The sequence below is a fragment of the Streptomyces sp. NPDC126499 genome (assembly GCF_040302485.1).
Lineage (GTDB): Bacteria > Actinomycetota > Actinomycetes > Streptomycetales > Streptomycetaceae > Streptomyces.
In genome coordinates this window covers 124,220-139,211 of the sequence record NZ_JBEOUO010000008.1, presented here as the reverse complement: position 1 = coordinate 139,211, position 14,992 = coordinate 124,220, and the positions used below count along the sequence as shown (strand labels likewise).

General features: G+C 71.0%; 14 protein-coding genes. 12 read left to right on the top strand and 2 right to left on the bottom strand.

Going from position 1 to position 14,992, the window contains the following annotated elements; all coding sequences use genetic code 11:
• The first annotated feature begins 30 nt into the window (after positions 1–30).
• The 11 genes from pdxS (at position 31) to ABTZ91_RS14075 (ending at position 11,820) form a co-directional block, all read left to right on the top strand.
• Entirely contained in the window at positions 31–951 is a 921-nt protein-coding gene (pdxS, locus tag ABTZ91_RS14125) for a pyridoxal 5'-phosphate synthase lyase subunit PdxS (RefSeq protein ID WP_352077403.1), read from the top strand.
• A 6-nt stretch (positions 952–957) separates the two neighbouring features.
• Entirely contained in the window at positions 958–1,548 is a 591-nt protein-coding gene (pdxT, locus tag ABTZ91_RS14120) for a pyridoxal 5'-phosphate synthase glutaminase subunit PdxT (protein ID WP_352077402.1), read from the top strand.
• 62 nt (positions 1,549–1,610) lie between these two features.
• The gene (locus ABTZ91_RS14115) at positions 1,611–2,363 is read left to right on the top strand and encodes a YebC/PmpR family DNA-binding transcriptional regulator (RefSeq protein WP_345490221.1); all 753 of its coding nucleotides are present in this window, start codon (positions 1,611–1,613) and stop codon (positions 2,361–2,363) included.
• A 133-nt stretch (positions 2,364–2,496) separates the two neighbouring features.
• The gene (ruvC, locus tag ABTZ91_RS14110) at positions 2,497–3,027 is read left to right on the top strand and encodes a crossover junction endodeoxyribonuclease RuvC (protein WP_352077401.1); all 531 of its coding nucleotides are present in this window, start codon (positions 2,497–2,499) and stop codon (positions 3,025–3,027) included.
• Positions 3,024–3,653 carry a Holliday junction branch migration protein RuvA gene (gene ruvA, locus ABTZ91_RS14105; protein WP_352077400.1) on the top strand — a complete coding sequence of 210 codons (630 nt, stop codon included), beginning with the start codon at positions 3,024–3,026 and terminating at the stop codon, positions 3,651–3,653. Before ruvC ends, ruvA begins: the two co-directional genes overlap by 4 nt.
• A gap of 74 nt (positions 3,654–3,727) precedes the next feature.
• Positions 3,728–4,807 (top strand): Holliday junction branch migration DNA helicase RuvB, encoded by a 1,080-nt coding sequence (ruvB, locus tag ABTZ91_RS14100; RefSeq protein WP_352077399.1) that lies wholly within the window; start codon positions 3,728–3,730, stop codon positions 4,805–4,807.
• 180 nt (positions 4,808–4,987) lie between these two features.
• Positions 4,988–5,452 (top strand): preprotein translocase subunit YajC, encoded by a 465-nt coding sequence (yajC, locus tag ABTZ91_RS14095; protein WP_352077573.1) that lies wholly within the window; start codon positions 4,988–4,990, stop codon positions 5,450–5,452.
• Positions 5,453–5,599: 147 nt separating this feature from the next.
• Entirely contained in the window at positions 5,600–7,378 is a 1,779-nt protein-coding gene (gene secD, locus ABTZ91_RS14090) for a protein translocase subunit SecD (RefSeq protein ID WP_352077398.1), read from the top strand.
• Between the two features lies 1 nt (position 7,379).
• Positions 7,380–8,453: a protein translocase subunit SecF gene (gene secF / locus ABTZ91_RS14085; RefSeq protein ID WP_352077397.1), complete on the top strand. Its 1,074-nt coding sequence runs from the start codon at positions 7,380–7,382 to the stop codon at positions 8,451–8,453.
• Complete coding sequence (locus ABTZ91_RS14080; RefSeq protein ID WP_352077396.1) at positions 8,450–9,001, top strand: adenine phosphoribosyltransferase; 552 nt, start codon at positions 8,450–8,452, stop codon at positions 8,999–9,001. The genes secF and ABTZ91_RS14080 overlap by 4 nt, the downstream gene beginning before the upstream one ends.
• Positions 9,002–9,354: 353 nt before the next feature.
• Complete coding sequence (locus ABTZ91_RS14075; protein WP_352077395.1) at positions 9,355–11,820, top strand: bifunctional (p)ppGpp synthetase/guanosine-3',5'-bis(diphosphate) 3'-pyrophosphohydrolase; 2,466 nt, start codon at positions 9,355–9,357, stop codon at positions 11,818–11,820.
• A 73-nt stretch (positions 11,821–11,893) separates the two neighbouring features.
• Here the strand turns inward: ABTZ91_RS14075 and ABTZ91_RS14070 are convergent, their stop codons facing one another.
• Positions 11,894–13,123, bottom strand: a complete 1,230-nt coding sequence (locus ABTZ91_RS14070) for a DUF349 domain-containing protein (RefSeq protein WP_352077394.1) — start codon at positions 13,121–13,123, stop codon at positions 11,894–11,896.
• 208 nt (positions 13,124–13,331) lie between these two features.
• The gene (locus ABTZ91_RS14065) at positions 13,332–14,120 is read right to left on the bottom strand and encodes a peptidylprolyl isomerase (protein ID WP_352077393.1); all 789 of its coding nucleotides are present in this window, start codon (positions 14,118–14,120) and stop codon (positions 13,332–13,334) included.
• 162 nt (positions 14,121–14,282) lie between these two features.
• On the opposite strand from ABTZ91_RS14065, the gene ABTZ91_RS14060 reads away from it, so the two are divergent.
• Positions 14,283–14,990: an MBL fold metallo-hydrolase gene (locus tag ABTZ91_RS14060; protein ID WP_352077392.1), complete on the top strand. Its 708-nt coding sequence runs from the start codon at positions 14,283–14,285 to the stop codon at positions 14,988–14,990.
• Positions 14,991–14,992: the final 2 nt, after the last annotated feature.

Genomic DNA, 14,992 nt, shown 5'->3' with positions numbered 1-14,992 from the left:
TCAACCCCGTTGTCACGAGTGAGGTACCCCGTGTCCACCACGCCTTCCACCACCCCCCAGTCCGAGACCTCGGCCATCGGCACGTCCCGCGTCAAGCGCGGCATGGCCGAGCAGCTCAAGGGCGGCGTGATCATGGACGTCGTCACCCCGGAGCAGGCGAAGATCGCCGAGGACGCCGGCGCGGTCGCCGTCATGGCCCTGGAGCGGGTTCCCGCCGACATCCGCAAGGACGGCGGCGTCGCCCGCATGTCCGACCCGGACATGATCGAGGGCATCATCAACGCCGTCTCCATCCCGGTGATGGCCAAGTCCCGCATCGGCCACTTCGTCGAGGCCCAGGTCCTGCAGTCCCTCGGCGTCGACTACATCGACGAGTCCGAGGTCCTCACCCCGGCCGACGAGGTCAACCACTCCGACAAGTGGGCCTTCACCACCCCCTTCGTCTGTGGCGCCACCAACCTGGGCGAGGCCCTGCGCCGCATCGCCGAGGGCGCGGCCATGATCCGCTCCAAGGGCGAGGCCGGCACCGGCAACGTCGTCGAGGCCGTCCGCCACCTGCGCCAGATCAAGAACGAGATCGCCAGGCTGCGCGGCTTCGACAACAACGAGCTCTACGCCGCCGCCAAGGAGCTGCGCGCCCCGTACGAGCTCGTCAAGGAGGTCGCCGAGCTCGGCAAGCTGCCGGTCGTGCTGTTCTCCGCCGGTGGCGTGGCCACCCCGGCCGACGCCGCGCTGATGCGCCAGCTCGGCGCCGAGGGCGTCTTCGTCGGCTCCGGCATCTTCAAGTCGGGCGACCCGGCCAAGCGCGCCGCCGCCATCGTGAAGGCCACCACCTTCTACGACGACCCGAAGATCATCGCGGACGCCTCCCGCAACCTGGGCGAGGCCATGGTCGGCATCAACTGCGACACCCTGCCCGAGTCCGAGCGCTACGCCAACCGGGGCTGGTAAACACCGATGAGCAGCACTCCCGTGATCGGTGTCCTGGCCCTCCAGGGCGACGTACGGGAGCACCTGATCGCCCTGGCCGCGGCCGATGCCGTGGCCAGGCCGGTCCGGCGCCCCGAAGAGCTCGCCGAGGTCGACGGCCTCGTTGTGCCGGGTGGCGAGTCCACCACCATCTCCAAGCTGGCCGTCCTCTTCGGCCTGATGGAGCCCCTGCGCGAGCGGATCGCGGACGGCATGCCCGTCTACGGCACCTGCGCCGGCCTGATCATGCTCGCCGACAAGATCCTCGACCCCCGCTCGGGCCAGGAGACCTTCGGCGGCATCGACATGATCGTGCGCCGCAACGCCTTCGGCCGGCAGAACGAGTCCTTCGAGGCCGGTGTCACCGTGACCGGCATCGACTCCCCCGTCGAGGGCGTCTTCATCCGCGCCCCGTGGGTCGAGTCGGTCGGCGCCGAGGTCGAGGTGCTCGCCGAGCACGAGGGCCACATCGTCGCCGTTCGACAGGGCAGGGCCCTCGCGACCTCGTTCCACCCCGAGCTCACCGGCGACCACCGGATCCACGAGTTGTTCGTGGACATGGTGCGCGCGGAGCGGTGAACGGATCCCGGTAGGATCTCTGGGGTTCGTAGGGAAATTGGTTACGCGAAGGAGACAGGCAGATGTCCGGCCACTCTAAATGGGCTACGACGAAGCACAAGAAGGCCGTGATCGACGCCAAGCGCGGCAAGCTCTTCGCGAAGCTGATCAAGAACATCGAGGTCGCCGCCCGCACCGGCGGTGCCGACCCGGACGGCAACCCGACCCTCTTCGACGCCATCCAGAAGGCCAAGAAGAGCTCCGTCCCGAACAAGAACATCGACTCCGCGGTCAAGCGCGGCGGCGGCCTGGAGGCCGGCGGCGTCGACTACGCGACGATCATGTACGAGGGTTACGGCCCGAACGGCGTCGCGGTGCTCATCGAGTGCCTCACCGACAACCGCAACCGCGCGGCCTCCGACGTGCGCGTCGCCATGACCCGCAACGGCGGCTCCATGGCCGACCCGGGCTCCGTCTCGTACCTGTTCAACCGCAAGGGCGTCGTCGTGCTCCCCAAGGGCGAACTGACCGAGGACGACGTCCTGGAGGTCGTCCTGGAGGCCGGCGCCGAGGAGGTCAACGACCTCGGCGACAACTTCGAGATCATCAGCGAGGCCACCGACCTGGTCGCGGTCCGCACCGCGCTCCAGGAAGCCGGCATCGACTACGACTCGGCCGAGTCCAGCTTCGTCCCGACCATGCAGGTCGAGCTCGACGAAGAGGGCGCGCGCAAGATGTTCAAGCTGATCGACGCGCTCGAGGACAGCGACGACGTGCAGAACGTCTTCGCCAACTTCGACGTCAGCGACGAGGTCATGGCGAAGGTCGACGCCTGATCGCGGGCTTCGACACGGTCATCCGTGCCAGCGGGCCGACGGGACACACCCCGTCGGCCCGCTGCGTTGTCAGTGGCAGCCGATAGCCTGCACAAACAGACTTGCGATCGGTGCGGGATCAGGGAGGGGCGACGTGCGCGTACTCGGGGTGGACCCGGGGCTCACCCGGTGCGGCGTCGGCGTCGTCGAGGGCGTGGCCGGCAGACCGTTGACGATGCTCGGCGTCGGTGTCGTGCGGACCCCGGCGGACGCGGACACCGGTCCCAGGCTGGTCGGCATCGAGCGCGGCATAGAGGAGTGGCTCGACCGCTACGAGCCCGAACTCGTCGCCGTCGAGCGGGTGTTCAGCCAGCACAACGTCCGTACGGTGATGGGCACCGCCCAGGCCAGCGCCGTCGCCATCCTGTGCGCCGCCCGCCGCGGACTGCCCGTCGCCCTGCACACCCCCAGCGAGGTCAAGGCCGCCGTCACCGGCAGCGGACGCGCCGACAAGGCACAGGTCGGCGCCATGGTCACCCGCCTCCTGCGGCTCTCCGCCCCGCCGAAGCCGGCCGACGCCGCCGACGCCCTCGCCCTCGCCATCTGCCACATCTGGCGCGCGCCCGCCCAGAACCGCCTCCAGCAGGCCGTCGCCCTGCACGCCTCGAAAGGCCGCCCGTCATGATCGCCTTCGTCAGCGGCCCGGTGGCCGCCCTCGCCCCCACGACCGCCGTCGTCGAGGTCGGCGGCGTCGGCATGGCCGTCCAGTGCACCCCGAACACCATCGCCGGACTCCGCGTCGGCGAACACACCCGCCTGGCCACCTCGCTGGTCGTCCGCGAGGACTCGCTGACCCTGTACGGCTTCGCGGACGACGACGAACGGCAGGTCTTCGAGCTGCTCCAGACCGCCAGCGGCGTCGGACCCCGGCTCGCCCAGGCCATGCTCGGCGTGCACAGCCCCGACGCGCTGCGGCTCGCCGTCTCCACCGGCGACGAGAAGGCCCTCACCGCCGTGCCCGGCATCGGCAAGAAGGGCGCGCAGAAGCTCCTGCTCGAACTGAAGGACAAGCTGGGTCAGCCGCTCGGCAGCAGCGGCCTCGTCGGCCAGCAGCGCGGGGCGACCGGCCCCGCCCCCTGGACCGAGCAGCTCTCCGCCGCCCTCATCGGCCTCGGCTACGCGAGCCGCGAGGCGGAGGAAGCCGTCGCCGCCGTCACCCCGCAGGCCGAGGCCGCCCTCGCCGAGACCGGCTCCGCCCCCGTGCCCCAGCTCCTGCGCGCCGCCCTCCAGACCCTGAACCGCGCCCGCTGACACACCCCGGGGGCCCTCTCCGGCGGCCCCTTCGCATCCCCGCCCACCCCACCCACAAGAAGGCAGACTCCCCCGTGAACTGGGACGACGACAGCACCGCCGAGCCGGACGCGCGGATCGTCGGCTCCGCCGCCGAAGGCGACGACCAGGCCGTCGAGGCCGCGCTGCGCCCCAAGGACCTCAGCGAGTTCGTCGGCCAGGAGAAGGTCCGCCAGCAGCTCGACCTGGTCCTCAAGGCCGCCCGCCAGCGCGGTGCCACCGCCGACCACGTCCTGCTCTCCGGCGCCCCCGGCCTCGGCAAGACCACCCTGTCGATGATCATCGCGGCGGAGATGAACGCCCCGATCAGGATCACCAGCGGCCCCGCCATCCAGCACGCCGGCGACCTCGCCGCCATCCTCTCCTCCCTCCAGGAGGGCGAGATCCTCTTCCTCGACGAGATCCACCGGATGTCCCGGCCCGCCGAGGAGATGCTCTACATGGCGATGGAGGACTTCCGCGTCGACGTGATCGTCGGCAAGGGCCCCGGGGCCACCGCCATCCCCCTGGAACTGCCGCCCTTCACCCTGGTCGGCGCCACCACCCGGGCCGGTCTGCTGCCGCCCCCGCTGCGCGACCGCTTCGGCTTCACCGCCCACATGGAGTTCTACGAGCCCCACGAGCTGGAGCGGGTCGTGCGCCGCTCCGCCGGACTCCTGGACGTCGAGATCGACACCGACGGCGCCGCCGAGATCGCCGGCCGCTCCCGCGGCACCCCCCGCATCGCCAACCGGCTGCTCCGCCGCGTCCGCGACTACGCCCAGGTGAGGGCCGACGGGGTGATCGACCGCGAGATCGCCGCCGCCGCCCTCGCCGTCTACGAGGTCGACAGCCGCGGCCTCGACCGCCTCGACCGGGCGGTCCTGGAAGCCCTGCTCAAGCTCTTCGGCGGCGGCCCCGTCGGCCTGTCCACCCTCGCGGTCGCGGTGGGGGAGGAGCGCGAGACCGTCGAGGAGGTCGCCGAGCCCTTCCTCGTACGGGAGGGGCTGCTCGCCCGCACGCCCCGTGGCCGGGTCGCCACTCCGGCGGCCTGGACCCACCTCGGACTGGCTCCGCCGCAGGCAGCGGCGGGGAACGGCGCGGGAACCGGACAACAGGGGCTCTTCGGGGCGTGACGGCGCGGAGACTCGCCCGTTCGGGAACCGGGGTGCGATGCTGGGCGTTGTTCCATCGATGCGGACTCGCCTAGACTCCGCCGATGCCGCTCCTTGTGGTCGGCGCACCCACCCCCGAATCAGGCCGCGGAGTCTTCCCCGGCCTTGCGAAGGAAATTCCGTCCCGTGAATAACATCGGCATGCTCCTCCCGTTCATCGTGCTCATCGGGGCCATGTTCCTCATGACCCGCTCTGCCAAGAAGAAGCAGCAGCAGGCGGTGGAGATGCGCAACCAGATGCAGCCCGGCTCCGGCGTACGCACCATCGGGGGGATGTACGCCACCGTCAAGGAGGTCGGCGACGAGACCGTCCTCCTCGAGGTCGCGCCCGGCGTCCACGCGGTCTACGCGAAGAACGCCATCGGCGCCGTCCTCGAGGACGCCGAGTACAACCGCATCGTCCACGGCGACGACGACACCGTCGTCCCGGACGACGCCTCCTCGCTGACCGAGACCGCCGAGCCCGCCGAGACCGCGGAGAAGGCCGACGAGGCAGACGACAGCGGCGAGACCACCGCGGACGCCAAGGCCGATCTCACCAAGAAGACGGACGCGGGCGAGGGCGACAAGGGCGGCAAGGCCGACGGCGAGACCGAAGCGAAGTAGTTCGCTGCCGGAGCCGCGCGTCACGCCCACCCGGCGGGCGCGCGGCTCCGGCGACGGTTTCGACCGCGGGGGCAGGTCCCCACACACACTTCGTGGCCGTCGCGCGCCCACCGGCGCCGCGACGGTTTGGACAGGGAGAAACGACAGGTGGCAGCACCGAAGAAGGGCCGAAGGCCGGCGGGGGGCCAGGGCCGGCCGGGCCGCGCCCTGGCACTCATTCTGATCGCCATGGTGGCGCTCACCGGCGGCATGTTCTGGTCGGGGCACACCACCCCGCGCCTGGGCATCGACCTCGCCGGCGGCACGTCGATCACGCTCAAGGCGAAGGCGGAGCCCGGACAGGAGTCCGCCGTCAACGAGACCAACATGAACACGGCGGTCGGCATCATCGAGCGCCGTGTCAACGGTCTCGGTGTCTCCGAGGCCGAGGTCCAGACGCAGGGCCGCGAGAACATCATCGTGAACATCCCCAAGGGGACGAACGAGAAGCAGGCCCGCGAGCAGGTCGGTACGACCGCCCAGCTGTACTTCCGGCCGGTCCTGGCCGTCGCCGCGGCCGAGCAGCCCGCGCCGAACCCCAGCTCCTCGCCGAGCGGCTCCCCCTCCGCCTCGCCGAAGCCCACCGCTTCCGGCGCCACCGCGGACAAGGGCAAGGGCGACACCACCGCCACCCCGTCGTCGAGCGCCTCCACGCAGGGCCGCGCCCTCACCGAGGCGCTGAAGGCCCCGAGCCCGACGCCGACCGCGAGCTCCTCCGCGTCGCCGAAGGCGTCCACGACGCCCAAGCCGACCGGGACCGGCGATGCCGCCACCGACGCCCTGCAGAAGAAGTTCACGGCGCTCAACTGCCTCGACCCCAAGCAGCGCTCCGCCGCCGGCCAGGGCGTCAAGCCGACCGAGCCGACCGTCGCCTGCGGCAAGAACTCCATCGGCCAGTGGGAGAAGTACCTGCTCGGCCCGGCCGAGGTCGAGGGCAGGGACGTCGACGACGCCAAGGGCGTCTTCGACCAGCAGCGCGGCATGTGGATCGTCACCATGGACTTCACGGGCGAGGGCTCGAAGAAGTTCCAGAAGATCACCAGCAAGCTGTCGCAGCAGACCGAGCCGCAGAACCAGTTCGCGATCGTCCTGGACGGCGAGGTCGTCTCGGCCCCGTCCGTGCGCCAGACCCTGAGCGCCAGCGCCGAGATCTCCGGCAGCTTCAACCAGCAGTCGGCCCAGGACCTCGGCAACATCCTGTCCTACGGCGCCCTGCCGCTCTCCTTCGACACCCAGAGCGTCGACACCGTCACCGCCGCCCTCGGCGGCGAGCAGCTGGAGGCCGGCCTGATCGCCGGCGCCATCGGTCTCGCCCTGGTCGTCATCTACCTGGTGGTCTACTACCGCGGCCTGTCGCTGATCGCCATCCTCAGCCTCGGCGCCTCGGCCCTGCTCACCTACGTGATCATGGCCCTGCTCGGCCCGGCCATCGGCTTCGCGCTCAACCTGCCGGCCGTCTGCGGCGCCATCGTCGCCATCGGCATCACCGCGGACTCGTTCATCGTGTACTTCGAGCGCATCCGCGACGAGGTCCGCGAGGGCCGCACCCTGCGCCCGGCCGTCGAGCGCGCCTGGCCGCGGGCCCGGCGCACCATCCTGGTCTCCGACTTCGTGTCGTTCCTCGCCGCCGCCGTGCTGTTCATCGTCACCGTCGGCAAGGTCCAGGGCTTCGCGTTCACCCTCGGTCTGACCACGCTGCTCGACATCGTGGTGGTGTTCCTCTTCACCAAGCCGGTGATGACGCTCCTCGCGCGCACCAAGTTCTTCGGCAACGGCCACGCGTGGTCCGGTCTGGACCCCAAGCGCCTCGGCGCCAAGCCGCCGCTGCGCCGCACCCGCCGCCCGTCCGCCCCGGCCGCCGGCCCCATCGACCCGAAGGAGGCGTGAGATGTCGAAGCTCGGCGATCTCGGCGCCCGACTCCACCGCGGTGAGGTCGGCTACGACTTCATCGGCAACCGCAAGATCTGGTACGGCATCTCGATCCTGATCACCATCACGGCGATCGTCGCCCTCGCGGTCCGCGGACTCAACATGGGCATCGAGTTCCAGGGCGGCGCCGTCTTCACCACCCCGAAGACGGACGTCACGGTCAGCCAGGCCACCGAGTACGCGGAAGAGGCCTCCGGCCACGACGCCATCGTCCAGCAGCTCGGCAACGGCACCCTGCGCATCCAGGTCGGCGGTCTCGACACCGAGAAGTCCGACCAGGTCCGCGCGGAGCTCGCCAAGGACCTGAACGTCCCCGAGACGAGGATCGCGGCCGAGCTCGTCGGCCCCAGCTGGGGTGAGCAGATCGCCACGAAGGCCTGGACGGGCCTCGGGGTCTTCATGATCCTCGTGGTGATCTATCTGGCGATCGCCTTCGAGTGGCGCATGGCGGTCGCGGCCCTCATCGCGCTCATCCACGACCTCACCATCACGGTCGGCATCTACTCGCTGGTCGGCTTCGAGGTCACGGTCGGTACGGTGATCGGTCTGCTGACCATTCTCGGTTACTCGCTGTACGACACCGTCGTCGTCTTCGACTCCCTCAAGGAACAGACGAAGGACATCCGCAAGCAGAACCGCTGGACCTACAGCGACATCGCCAACCGCTCGATCAACAGCACCCTGGTCCGTTCGATCAACACCACGGTCGTGGCCCTGCTGCCGGTCGCCGGTCTGCTCTTCATCGGCGGCGGCGTCCTCGGCGCCGGCATGCTGAACGACATCTCGCTGTCGCTGTTCGTGGGTCTCGCCGCCGGCGCCTACTCCTCGATCTTCATCGCCACCCCGCTCGTCGCCGACCTCAAGGAGCGCGAGCCGGCCATGAAGTCCCTGCGGAGGAAGGTCCTGGCCCGGCGGGCCGACGGGACGGCCCGGGGCGAGTCCGACGGCGACCTCCAGGAGGACGCCCTCGCGGGCGAGGCCGCCGTCGTCGGCCAGGCCCGCCGGGACCGCTCCTCGGAGCGCCGCGGATGACGGCCGTCGCACCGAGCACCACCGAGCTGCTGCTCAGCCGGATCCGGGACGTCCCCGACTACCCGAAGCCGGGGGTGCTGTTCAAGGACATCACCCCGCTGCTCGCGGACCCGGAGGCGTTCACCGCGCTCACCGACGCCCTCGCGGCGCTCTGCCGCGAGCAGGGCGCCACGAAGATCGTCGGCCTGGAGGCCCGCGGCTTCATCCTGGCCGCGCCGGTCGCCGTCCGCGCCGGACTGGGCTTCATCCCGGTCCGCAAGGCCGGCAAGCTGCCCGGGGCCACCCTGCGGCAGGCCTACGAGCTGGAGTACGGCACCGCCGAGATCGAGGTGCACGCCGAGGACCTGGCCGCCGGTGACCGCGTCATGGTCATCGACGACGTCCTCGCCACCGGCGGCACCGCCGAGGCCTCCGTCGAGCTCATCCGGCGCGCCGGGGCCGAGGTCGCCGGTGTCGCCGTGCTCATGGAGCTCGGCTTCCTGCCGGGCCGGGCCCGGCTCGAGCCCGCCCTCGGCGGCGCTCCGCTCACCGCGCTCATCACCGTCTGACGACGGACGGAACTGTCTGACGACGGACGGAACCGTCTGACGATTGACGGAACCGTCTGAGGACGACGGAAACCGTTCGACGACGGAACCGTCCGACGACGGACCGACGACACAGGCGCCGGCCCGACCGGCACCAGGGCGGCCCGGGGAATCCCCGGGCCGCCCCCGTCGTTTTCCGGACAGGCCCCGGAACGGGGACCCGGTGAGGCACCTCGGCCGCACCAGCGCGTCTCAGCCTCCAGGCTGTTTGAGCACAGGCGCTTCCAGGTCGATACGATGGCCTTTCCGGGCCTGACCGGGGGACCCGGAACCTCCCCCAGAGTCCGTCCGGGGGGACCCCTCAAGGAGCGCTCTTGCCAGACGAGGCCCAGCCACTCTCCGCCGCGCAGCCCGACCCCAAGGCCGAGAAGGCCGCGCCGGGCCCCGCCGCGTCCCAGAACCAGCCCGCGGAGGGCCGGCCCAGGCCCGCGGCACCCGCACCGGCCCCGTCCGCCCGGCCCGCGCCCGCCGCGCCCGCTCGCTCCGGCGGCTCCTCCAGCCGGGTCCGCGCCCGGCTCGCCCGCCTGGGCGTCCAGCGCTCCTCCCCGTACAACCCGGTCCTCGAACCGCTGCTGCGGATCGTCCGCTCCAACGACCCGAAGATCGAGACCGCGACGCTCCGCCAGATCGAGCGGGCCTACCAGGTCGCCGAGCGCTGGCACCGCGGCCAGAAGCGCAAGAGCGGCGACCCGTACATCACCCACCCGCTCGCCGTTACCACCATCCTCGCCGAGCTCGGCATGGACCCGGCGACCCTGATGGCCGGGCTCCTGCACGACACCGTCGAGGACACCGAGTACGGCCTCGACACCCTGCGCCGCGACTTCGGCGACCAGGTCGCCCTGCTCGTCGACGGCGTCACCAAGCTCGACAAGGTCAAGTTCGGCGAGGCCGCGCAGGCCGAGACCGTCCGCAAGATGGTCGTCGCCATGGCCAAGGACCCCCGGGTCCTGGTCATCAAGCTCGCCGACCGCCTGCACAACATGCGCACCATGCGCTATCTCAAGCGGGAGAAGCAGGAGAAGAAGGCCCGCGAGACCCTGGAGATCTACGCCCCGCTGGCCCACCGGCTGGGCATGAACACCATCAAGTGGGAGCTGGAGGACCTCGCCTTCGCGATCCTCTACCCCAAGATGTACGACGAGATCGTCCGGCTCGTCGCCGAGCGCGCCCCCAAGCGCGACGAGTACCTCGCCATAGTGACCGACGAGGTCCAGGCCGACCTGCGGGCCGCCCGCATCAAGGCCACCGTCACCGGCCGTCCCAAGCACTACTACAGCGTCTACCAGAAGATGATCGTCCGCGGCCGGGACTTCGCGGAGATCTACGACCTGGTCGGCATCCGCGTCCTCGTGGACACCGTCCGCGACTGCTACGCGGCCCTCGGCACCGTCCACGCGCGATGGAACCCGGTCCCCGGCCGGTTCAAGGACTACATCGCGATGCCGAAGTTCAACATGTACCAGTCGCTGCACACGACGGTCATCGGACCCAACGGCAAGCCGGTCGAGCTGCAGATCCGCACCTTCGACATGCACCGGCGCGCCGAGTACGGCATCGCCGCCCACTGGAAGTACAAGCAGGAGGCCGTCGCCGGCGCCTCCAAGGTGCGCACCGACGTGCCGCGGAAGCCCGGCAAGGACGACCACATCAACGACATGGCGTGGCTGCGCCAGCTGCTCGACTGGCAGAAGGAGACCGAGGACCCCAGCGAGTTCCTGGAGTCGCTGCGCTTCGACCTCTCCCGAAACGAGGTCTTCGTCTTCACCCCCAAGGGCGACGTCATAGCGCTGCCCGCCGGCGCCACCCCGGTCGACTTCGCCTACGCCGTCCACACCGAGGTCGGCCACCGCACCATAGGCGCCCGGGTCAACGGCCGGCTCGTCCCGCTGGAGTCGACCCTCGACAACGGCGACCTGGTCGAGGTCTTCACCTCCAAGGCGCCCGGCGCCGGACCCTCCCGGGACTGGCTGGGCTTCGTCAAGTCGCCCCGCGCCCGCAACAAGATCCGCGCCTGGTTCTCCAAGGAGCGCCGCGACGAGGCCATCGAGCAGGGCAAGGACGCCATCGCGCGGGCCATGCGCAAGCAGAACCTGCCGATCCAGCGGATCCTCACCGGCGACTCGCTGGTCACCCTCGCCCACGAGATGCGCTACAGCGACATCTCCTCGCTGTACGCGGCGATCGGCGAGGGCCATGTCACCGCCCAGTCCATCGTCCAGAAGCTGGTGCAGGCCCTCGGCGGCGAAGAGGCCGCGACCGAGGACATCGCCGAGACCTCCCCGCCCTCGCGGGGCCGCTCCAAGCGCCGCTCCAGCGCCGACCCGGGCGTGGTCGTCAAGGGCGTCGAGGACGTCTGGGTGAAGCTGGCCCGCTGCTGCACCCCGGTGCCCGGCGATCCGATCATCGGCTTCGTCACCCGCGGCAGCGGCGTCTCGGTGCACCGCAGCGACTGCGTCAACGTCGAGTCGCTGTCCCGGGAGCCGGAGCGGATCCTCGACGTCGAGTGGGCGCCCACCCAGTCCTCGGTGTTCCTCGTCGCCATCCAGGTCGAGGCCCTGGACCGCTCCCGGCTGCTCTCGGACGTCACCCGGGTCCTGTCGGACCAGCACGTCAACATCCTGTCGGCGGCGGTGCAGACCTCCCGCGACCGGGTGGCCACCTCCCGCTTCACCTTCGAGATGGGCGACCCCAAGCACCTCGGGCACGTCCTGAAGGCCGTGCGGGGAGTGGAGGGCGTCTACGACGTGTACCGGGTCACCAGCGCGCGGCGCCCGTAGCCGTACGTACGGCAAGGGCCCCCGGGACGCGTCCCGGGGGCCCTTCGCGTATCGGCGCCGGCGTCTCAGCCTCTCAGCCGCCGAACTCCTGCAGACCCTTCAGAGCCTGGTCGAGCAGCGCCTGGCGGCCCTCCAGCTCCTTGGCGAGCTTGTCGGCCTTGGCGTCGTTGCCCGCCGCGCGGGCCGCGTCGATCTGCTTCCGCAGCTTGTCGACCGCGTCCTGCAGCTGGCCCGTCAGACCCGCGGCACGCGCCCGCGCCTCCGGGTTGGTGCGGCGCCACTCGGCCTCCTCGGCCTCCTGGATCGCCCGCTCCACCGCGTGCATCCGGCCCTCGACCTTCGGGCGGGCGTCGCGCGGCACGTGGCCGATGGCCTCCCAGCGCTCGTTGAGGGAGCGGAACGCGGCACGGGCCGCCTTCAGGTCCGACACCGGCACCAGCTTCTCCGCCTCGGCCGCGAGCTCCTCCTTCAGCTTGAGGTTCTCGGTCTGCTCGGCGTCGCGCTCGGCGAAGACCTCGCCGCGCGCCGCGAAGAACACGTCCTGGGCGCCGCGGAAGCGGTTCCACAGCTCGTCCTCGTGCTCGCGCTGGGCCCGGCCCGCCGCCTTCCAGTCCGCCATCAGCTCGCGGTAGCGGGCGGCCGTCGCACCCCAGTCGGTGGAGTTCGACAGGGCCTCGGCCTCGGCGACCAGCTTCTCCTTCGTCTTGCGGGCCTCCTCGCGCTGCGCGTCCAGCGCCGCGAAGTGGGCCTTGCGGCGCTTGGAGAAGGCCGAGCGGGCGTGCGAGAAGCGGTGCCACAGCTCGTCGTCCGACTTCCGGTCGAGCCTCGGCAGGCCCTTCCAGGTGTCCACGAGCGCCCGGAGCCGCTCGCCCGCGGCCCGCCACTGCTCGCTCTGCGCCAGCTCCTCGGCCTCGGTGACCAGCGCCTCCTTGGCGGCGCGGGCCTCGTCGGCCTGCTTCGCCTTCTGCGCCTTGCGCTCCTCGCGGCGCGCCTCCACCGTCTCCGTCAGCTTGTCGAGCCGGGCCGACAGCGCGGCCAGGTCGCCCACCGCGTGGTGCTCGTCGACCTGCTGGCGGATGTGGTCGATGGCCGCCTGCGCGTCCTTCGCCGAGAGGTCGGTGGTCCTCACCCGCTTTTCGAGGAGGCCGATCTCGACCACCAGGCCCTCGTACTTGCGCTCGAAGTAGGCCAGCGCCTCCTCGGGGCTGCCGGCCTGCCACGAACCGACGACCTTCTCGCCCTCGGCCGTACGCACGTACACGGTGCCCGTCTCGTCGACGCGGCCCCACGGGTCGCTGCTCACAGCGCCTCCTCAACATGATGCCGACTCGGGGGCCCCGCCCCCTGGCATCGTCCACGGTTTCCCGGCGGGCCTCGCCCGCCCTCCACAGCGCGGCCGACGGCCTGCGCTGCACAACGCCAATCTAGGCGAACGGCGGCCCGGCTGTCCGCACTCAGCGCGACCGAAATTCGGCGGTCACGCGCGGGTGCGGCTCCCGGGCCGCCGCGCCTCACTTCTTGGTGACGGCGGCCTTCTGGATGGTGACGGCCTTCTGCGGCGCCCCGTCGCCGGAGCCGCCCGCGACACCGGCCTTCGCGACGTCCTCGACGAGCTTCACGCCCTTCGCGTCGAAGGTGCCGAAGGGGGTGTAGCTCGGCGGCAGCTTGGTGTCCTTGTAGACCAGGAAGAACTGGCTGCCGCCGGTGTTCGGGCCGGCGTTGGCCATCGCCACGGTGCCCTTCGGGTACGTCACCGAGCCGTCCGCCCCCGCCTTGCCGAGGCCGGTCAGGTTCTCGTCCGGGATGGAGTAGCCCGGGCCGCCGGTGCCGTCGCCCTTCGGGTCGCCGCACTGGAGCACGAAGATGCCCGAGGTGGTGAGGCGGTGGCACTTGGTGCCGTCGAAGTACTTCTTGTCCGCGAGGTGCTTGAAGGAGTTCACGGTGCGCGGGGCCTTCGCCGCGTCCATCGTGATCGTGATGTCCCCGAGGTTGGTCGTCAGGGCCATCGTGTACGAGGCCTTGGTGTCGATCGCCATCTTCGGCTCGGGCTGCGAGGGCGTGCTCTGCTCCGGGCTCGGGGTGTCCGACGGGCTGGACGCCACGTCGTCCGGGCCCTTCGCGTCGTCGCCGGTCAGCGCCACCGACGCCCACACCGCGCCGCCCGCGGCGAGCACCACCGCCAGCGTCGAGGCGATGACGATGTTCCGGCGCGACCTGCGCCGCGCCTCCTCGCGCCGCTGCTGCTGCCGCAGGTACTTCTCTCTGGCGAGCTGCCGCCGCCGCTGATCGCTGGTGACCACCGGGTCCGCTCCTTGTCGATCGTCTGTTCTGTCCTGGCCGGATGGCCCGTACCGTATACGGGTTGGCTGTGGAATACGCAGCGCCGGTAGGCTCTGATCTGCTGCATTCCGCTGCACAGCGCACCGCAGCGGCCCTCTGCCGGACGACAAATAAGGACGATCGTGCTGATTGCCGGGTTCCCCGCCGGGGCCTGGGGCACCAACTGTTACGTGGTCGCCCCCGCCGCAGGCGAGGAGTGCGTCATCATCGACCCGGGCCACCAGGCCGCCCAGGGTGTCGAGGAGACGCTGAAGAAGCATCGGCTCAAGCCCGTCGCCGTGGTCCTCACCCATGGCCACATCGACCACGTCGCCTCCGTCGTCCCGGTCTGCGGCGCCCATGACGTGCCCGCGTGGATCCACCCCGCCGACCGGTACATGATGAGCGACCCGGAGAAGGCCCTCGGCCGCTCCATCGGGATGCCCCTCATGGGCGAGCTGACCGTGGGCGAGCCGGACGACGTGCACGAGCTCACCGACGGCGCCGCGCTGAAGCTCGCCGGACTGGAGTTCTCCGTCGCGCACGCGCCCGGTCATACCAAGGGGTCGGTGACCTTCCGGACACCGGAGACCACGGAGGTCCCCTCCGTCTTCTTCTCCGGTGACCTGCTGTTCGCCGGCTCCATCGGACGCACCGACCTGCCCGGCGGTGACATGGACGAGATGCTGCGGTCGCTGGCCCGCGTGTGCCTGCCGCTCGACAACTCGACCGTGGTGCTGTCGGGGCACGGTCCCCAGACGACCATCGGCCAGGAGCGCGCCACCAACCCCTATCTGCGGCAGGTGGCCTCCGGCCTCGGGAGCGCGGACGCTCCCCGACGAGGAATGTGACG

Bases quoted from the DNA above. Each gene is read 5' to 3' on its own strand.
- pdxT (WP_352077402.1), top strand. From the start codon at position 958: ATGAGCAGCACTCCCGTGATCGGTGTCCTGGCCCTCCAGGGCGACGTA.
- ABTZ91_RS14115 (WP_345490221.1), top strand. From the start codon at position 1,611: ATGTCCGGCCACTCTAAATGGGCTACGACGAAGCACAAGAAGGCCGTG.
- ruvA (WP_352077400.1), top strand. From the start codon at position 3,024: ATGATCGCCTTCGTCAGCGGCCCGGTGGCCGCCCTCGCCCCCACGACC.
- yajC (WP_352077573.1), top strand. From the start codon at position 4,988: ATGCTCCTCCCGTTCATCGTGCTCATCGGGGCCATGTTCCTCATGACC.
- secF (WP_352077397.1), top strand. From the start codon at position 7,380: ATGTCGAAGCTCGGCGATCTCGGCGCCCGACTCCACCGCGGTGAGGTC.
- ABTZ91_RS14080 (WP_352077396.1), top strand. From the start codon at position 8,450: ATGACGGCCGTCGCACCGAGCACCACCGAGCTGCTGCTCAGCCGGATC.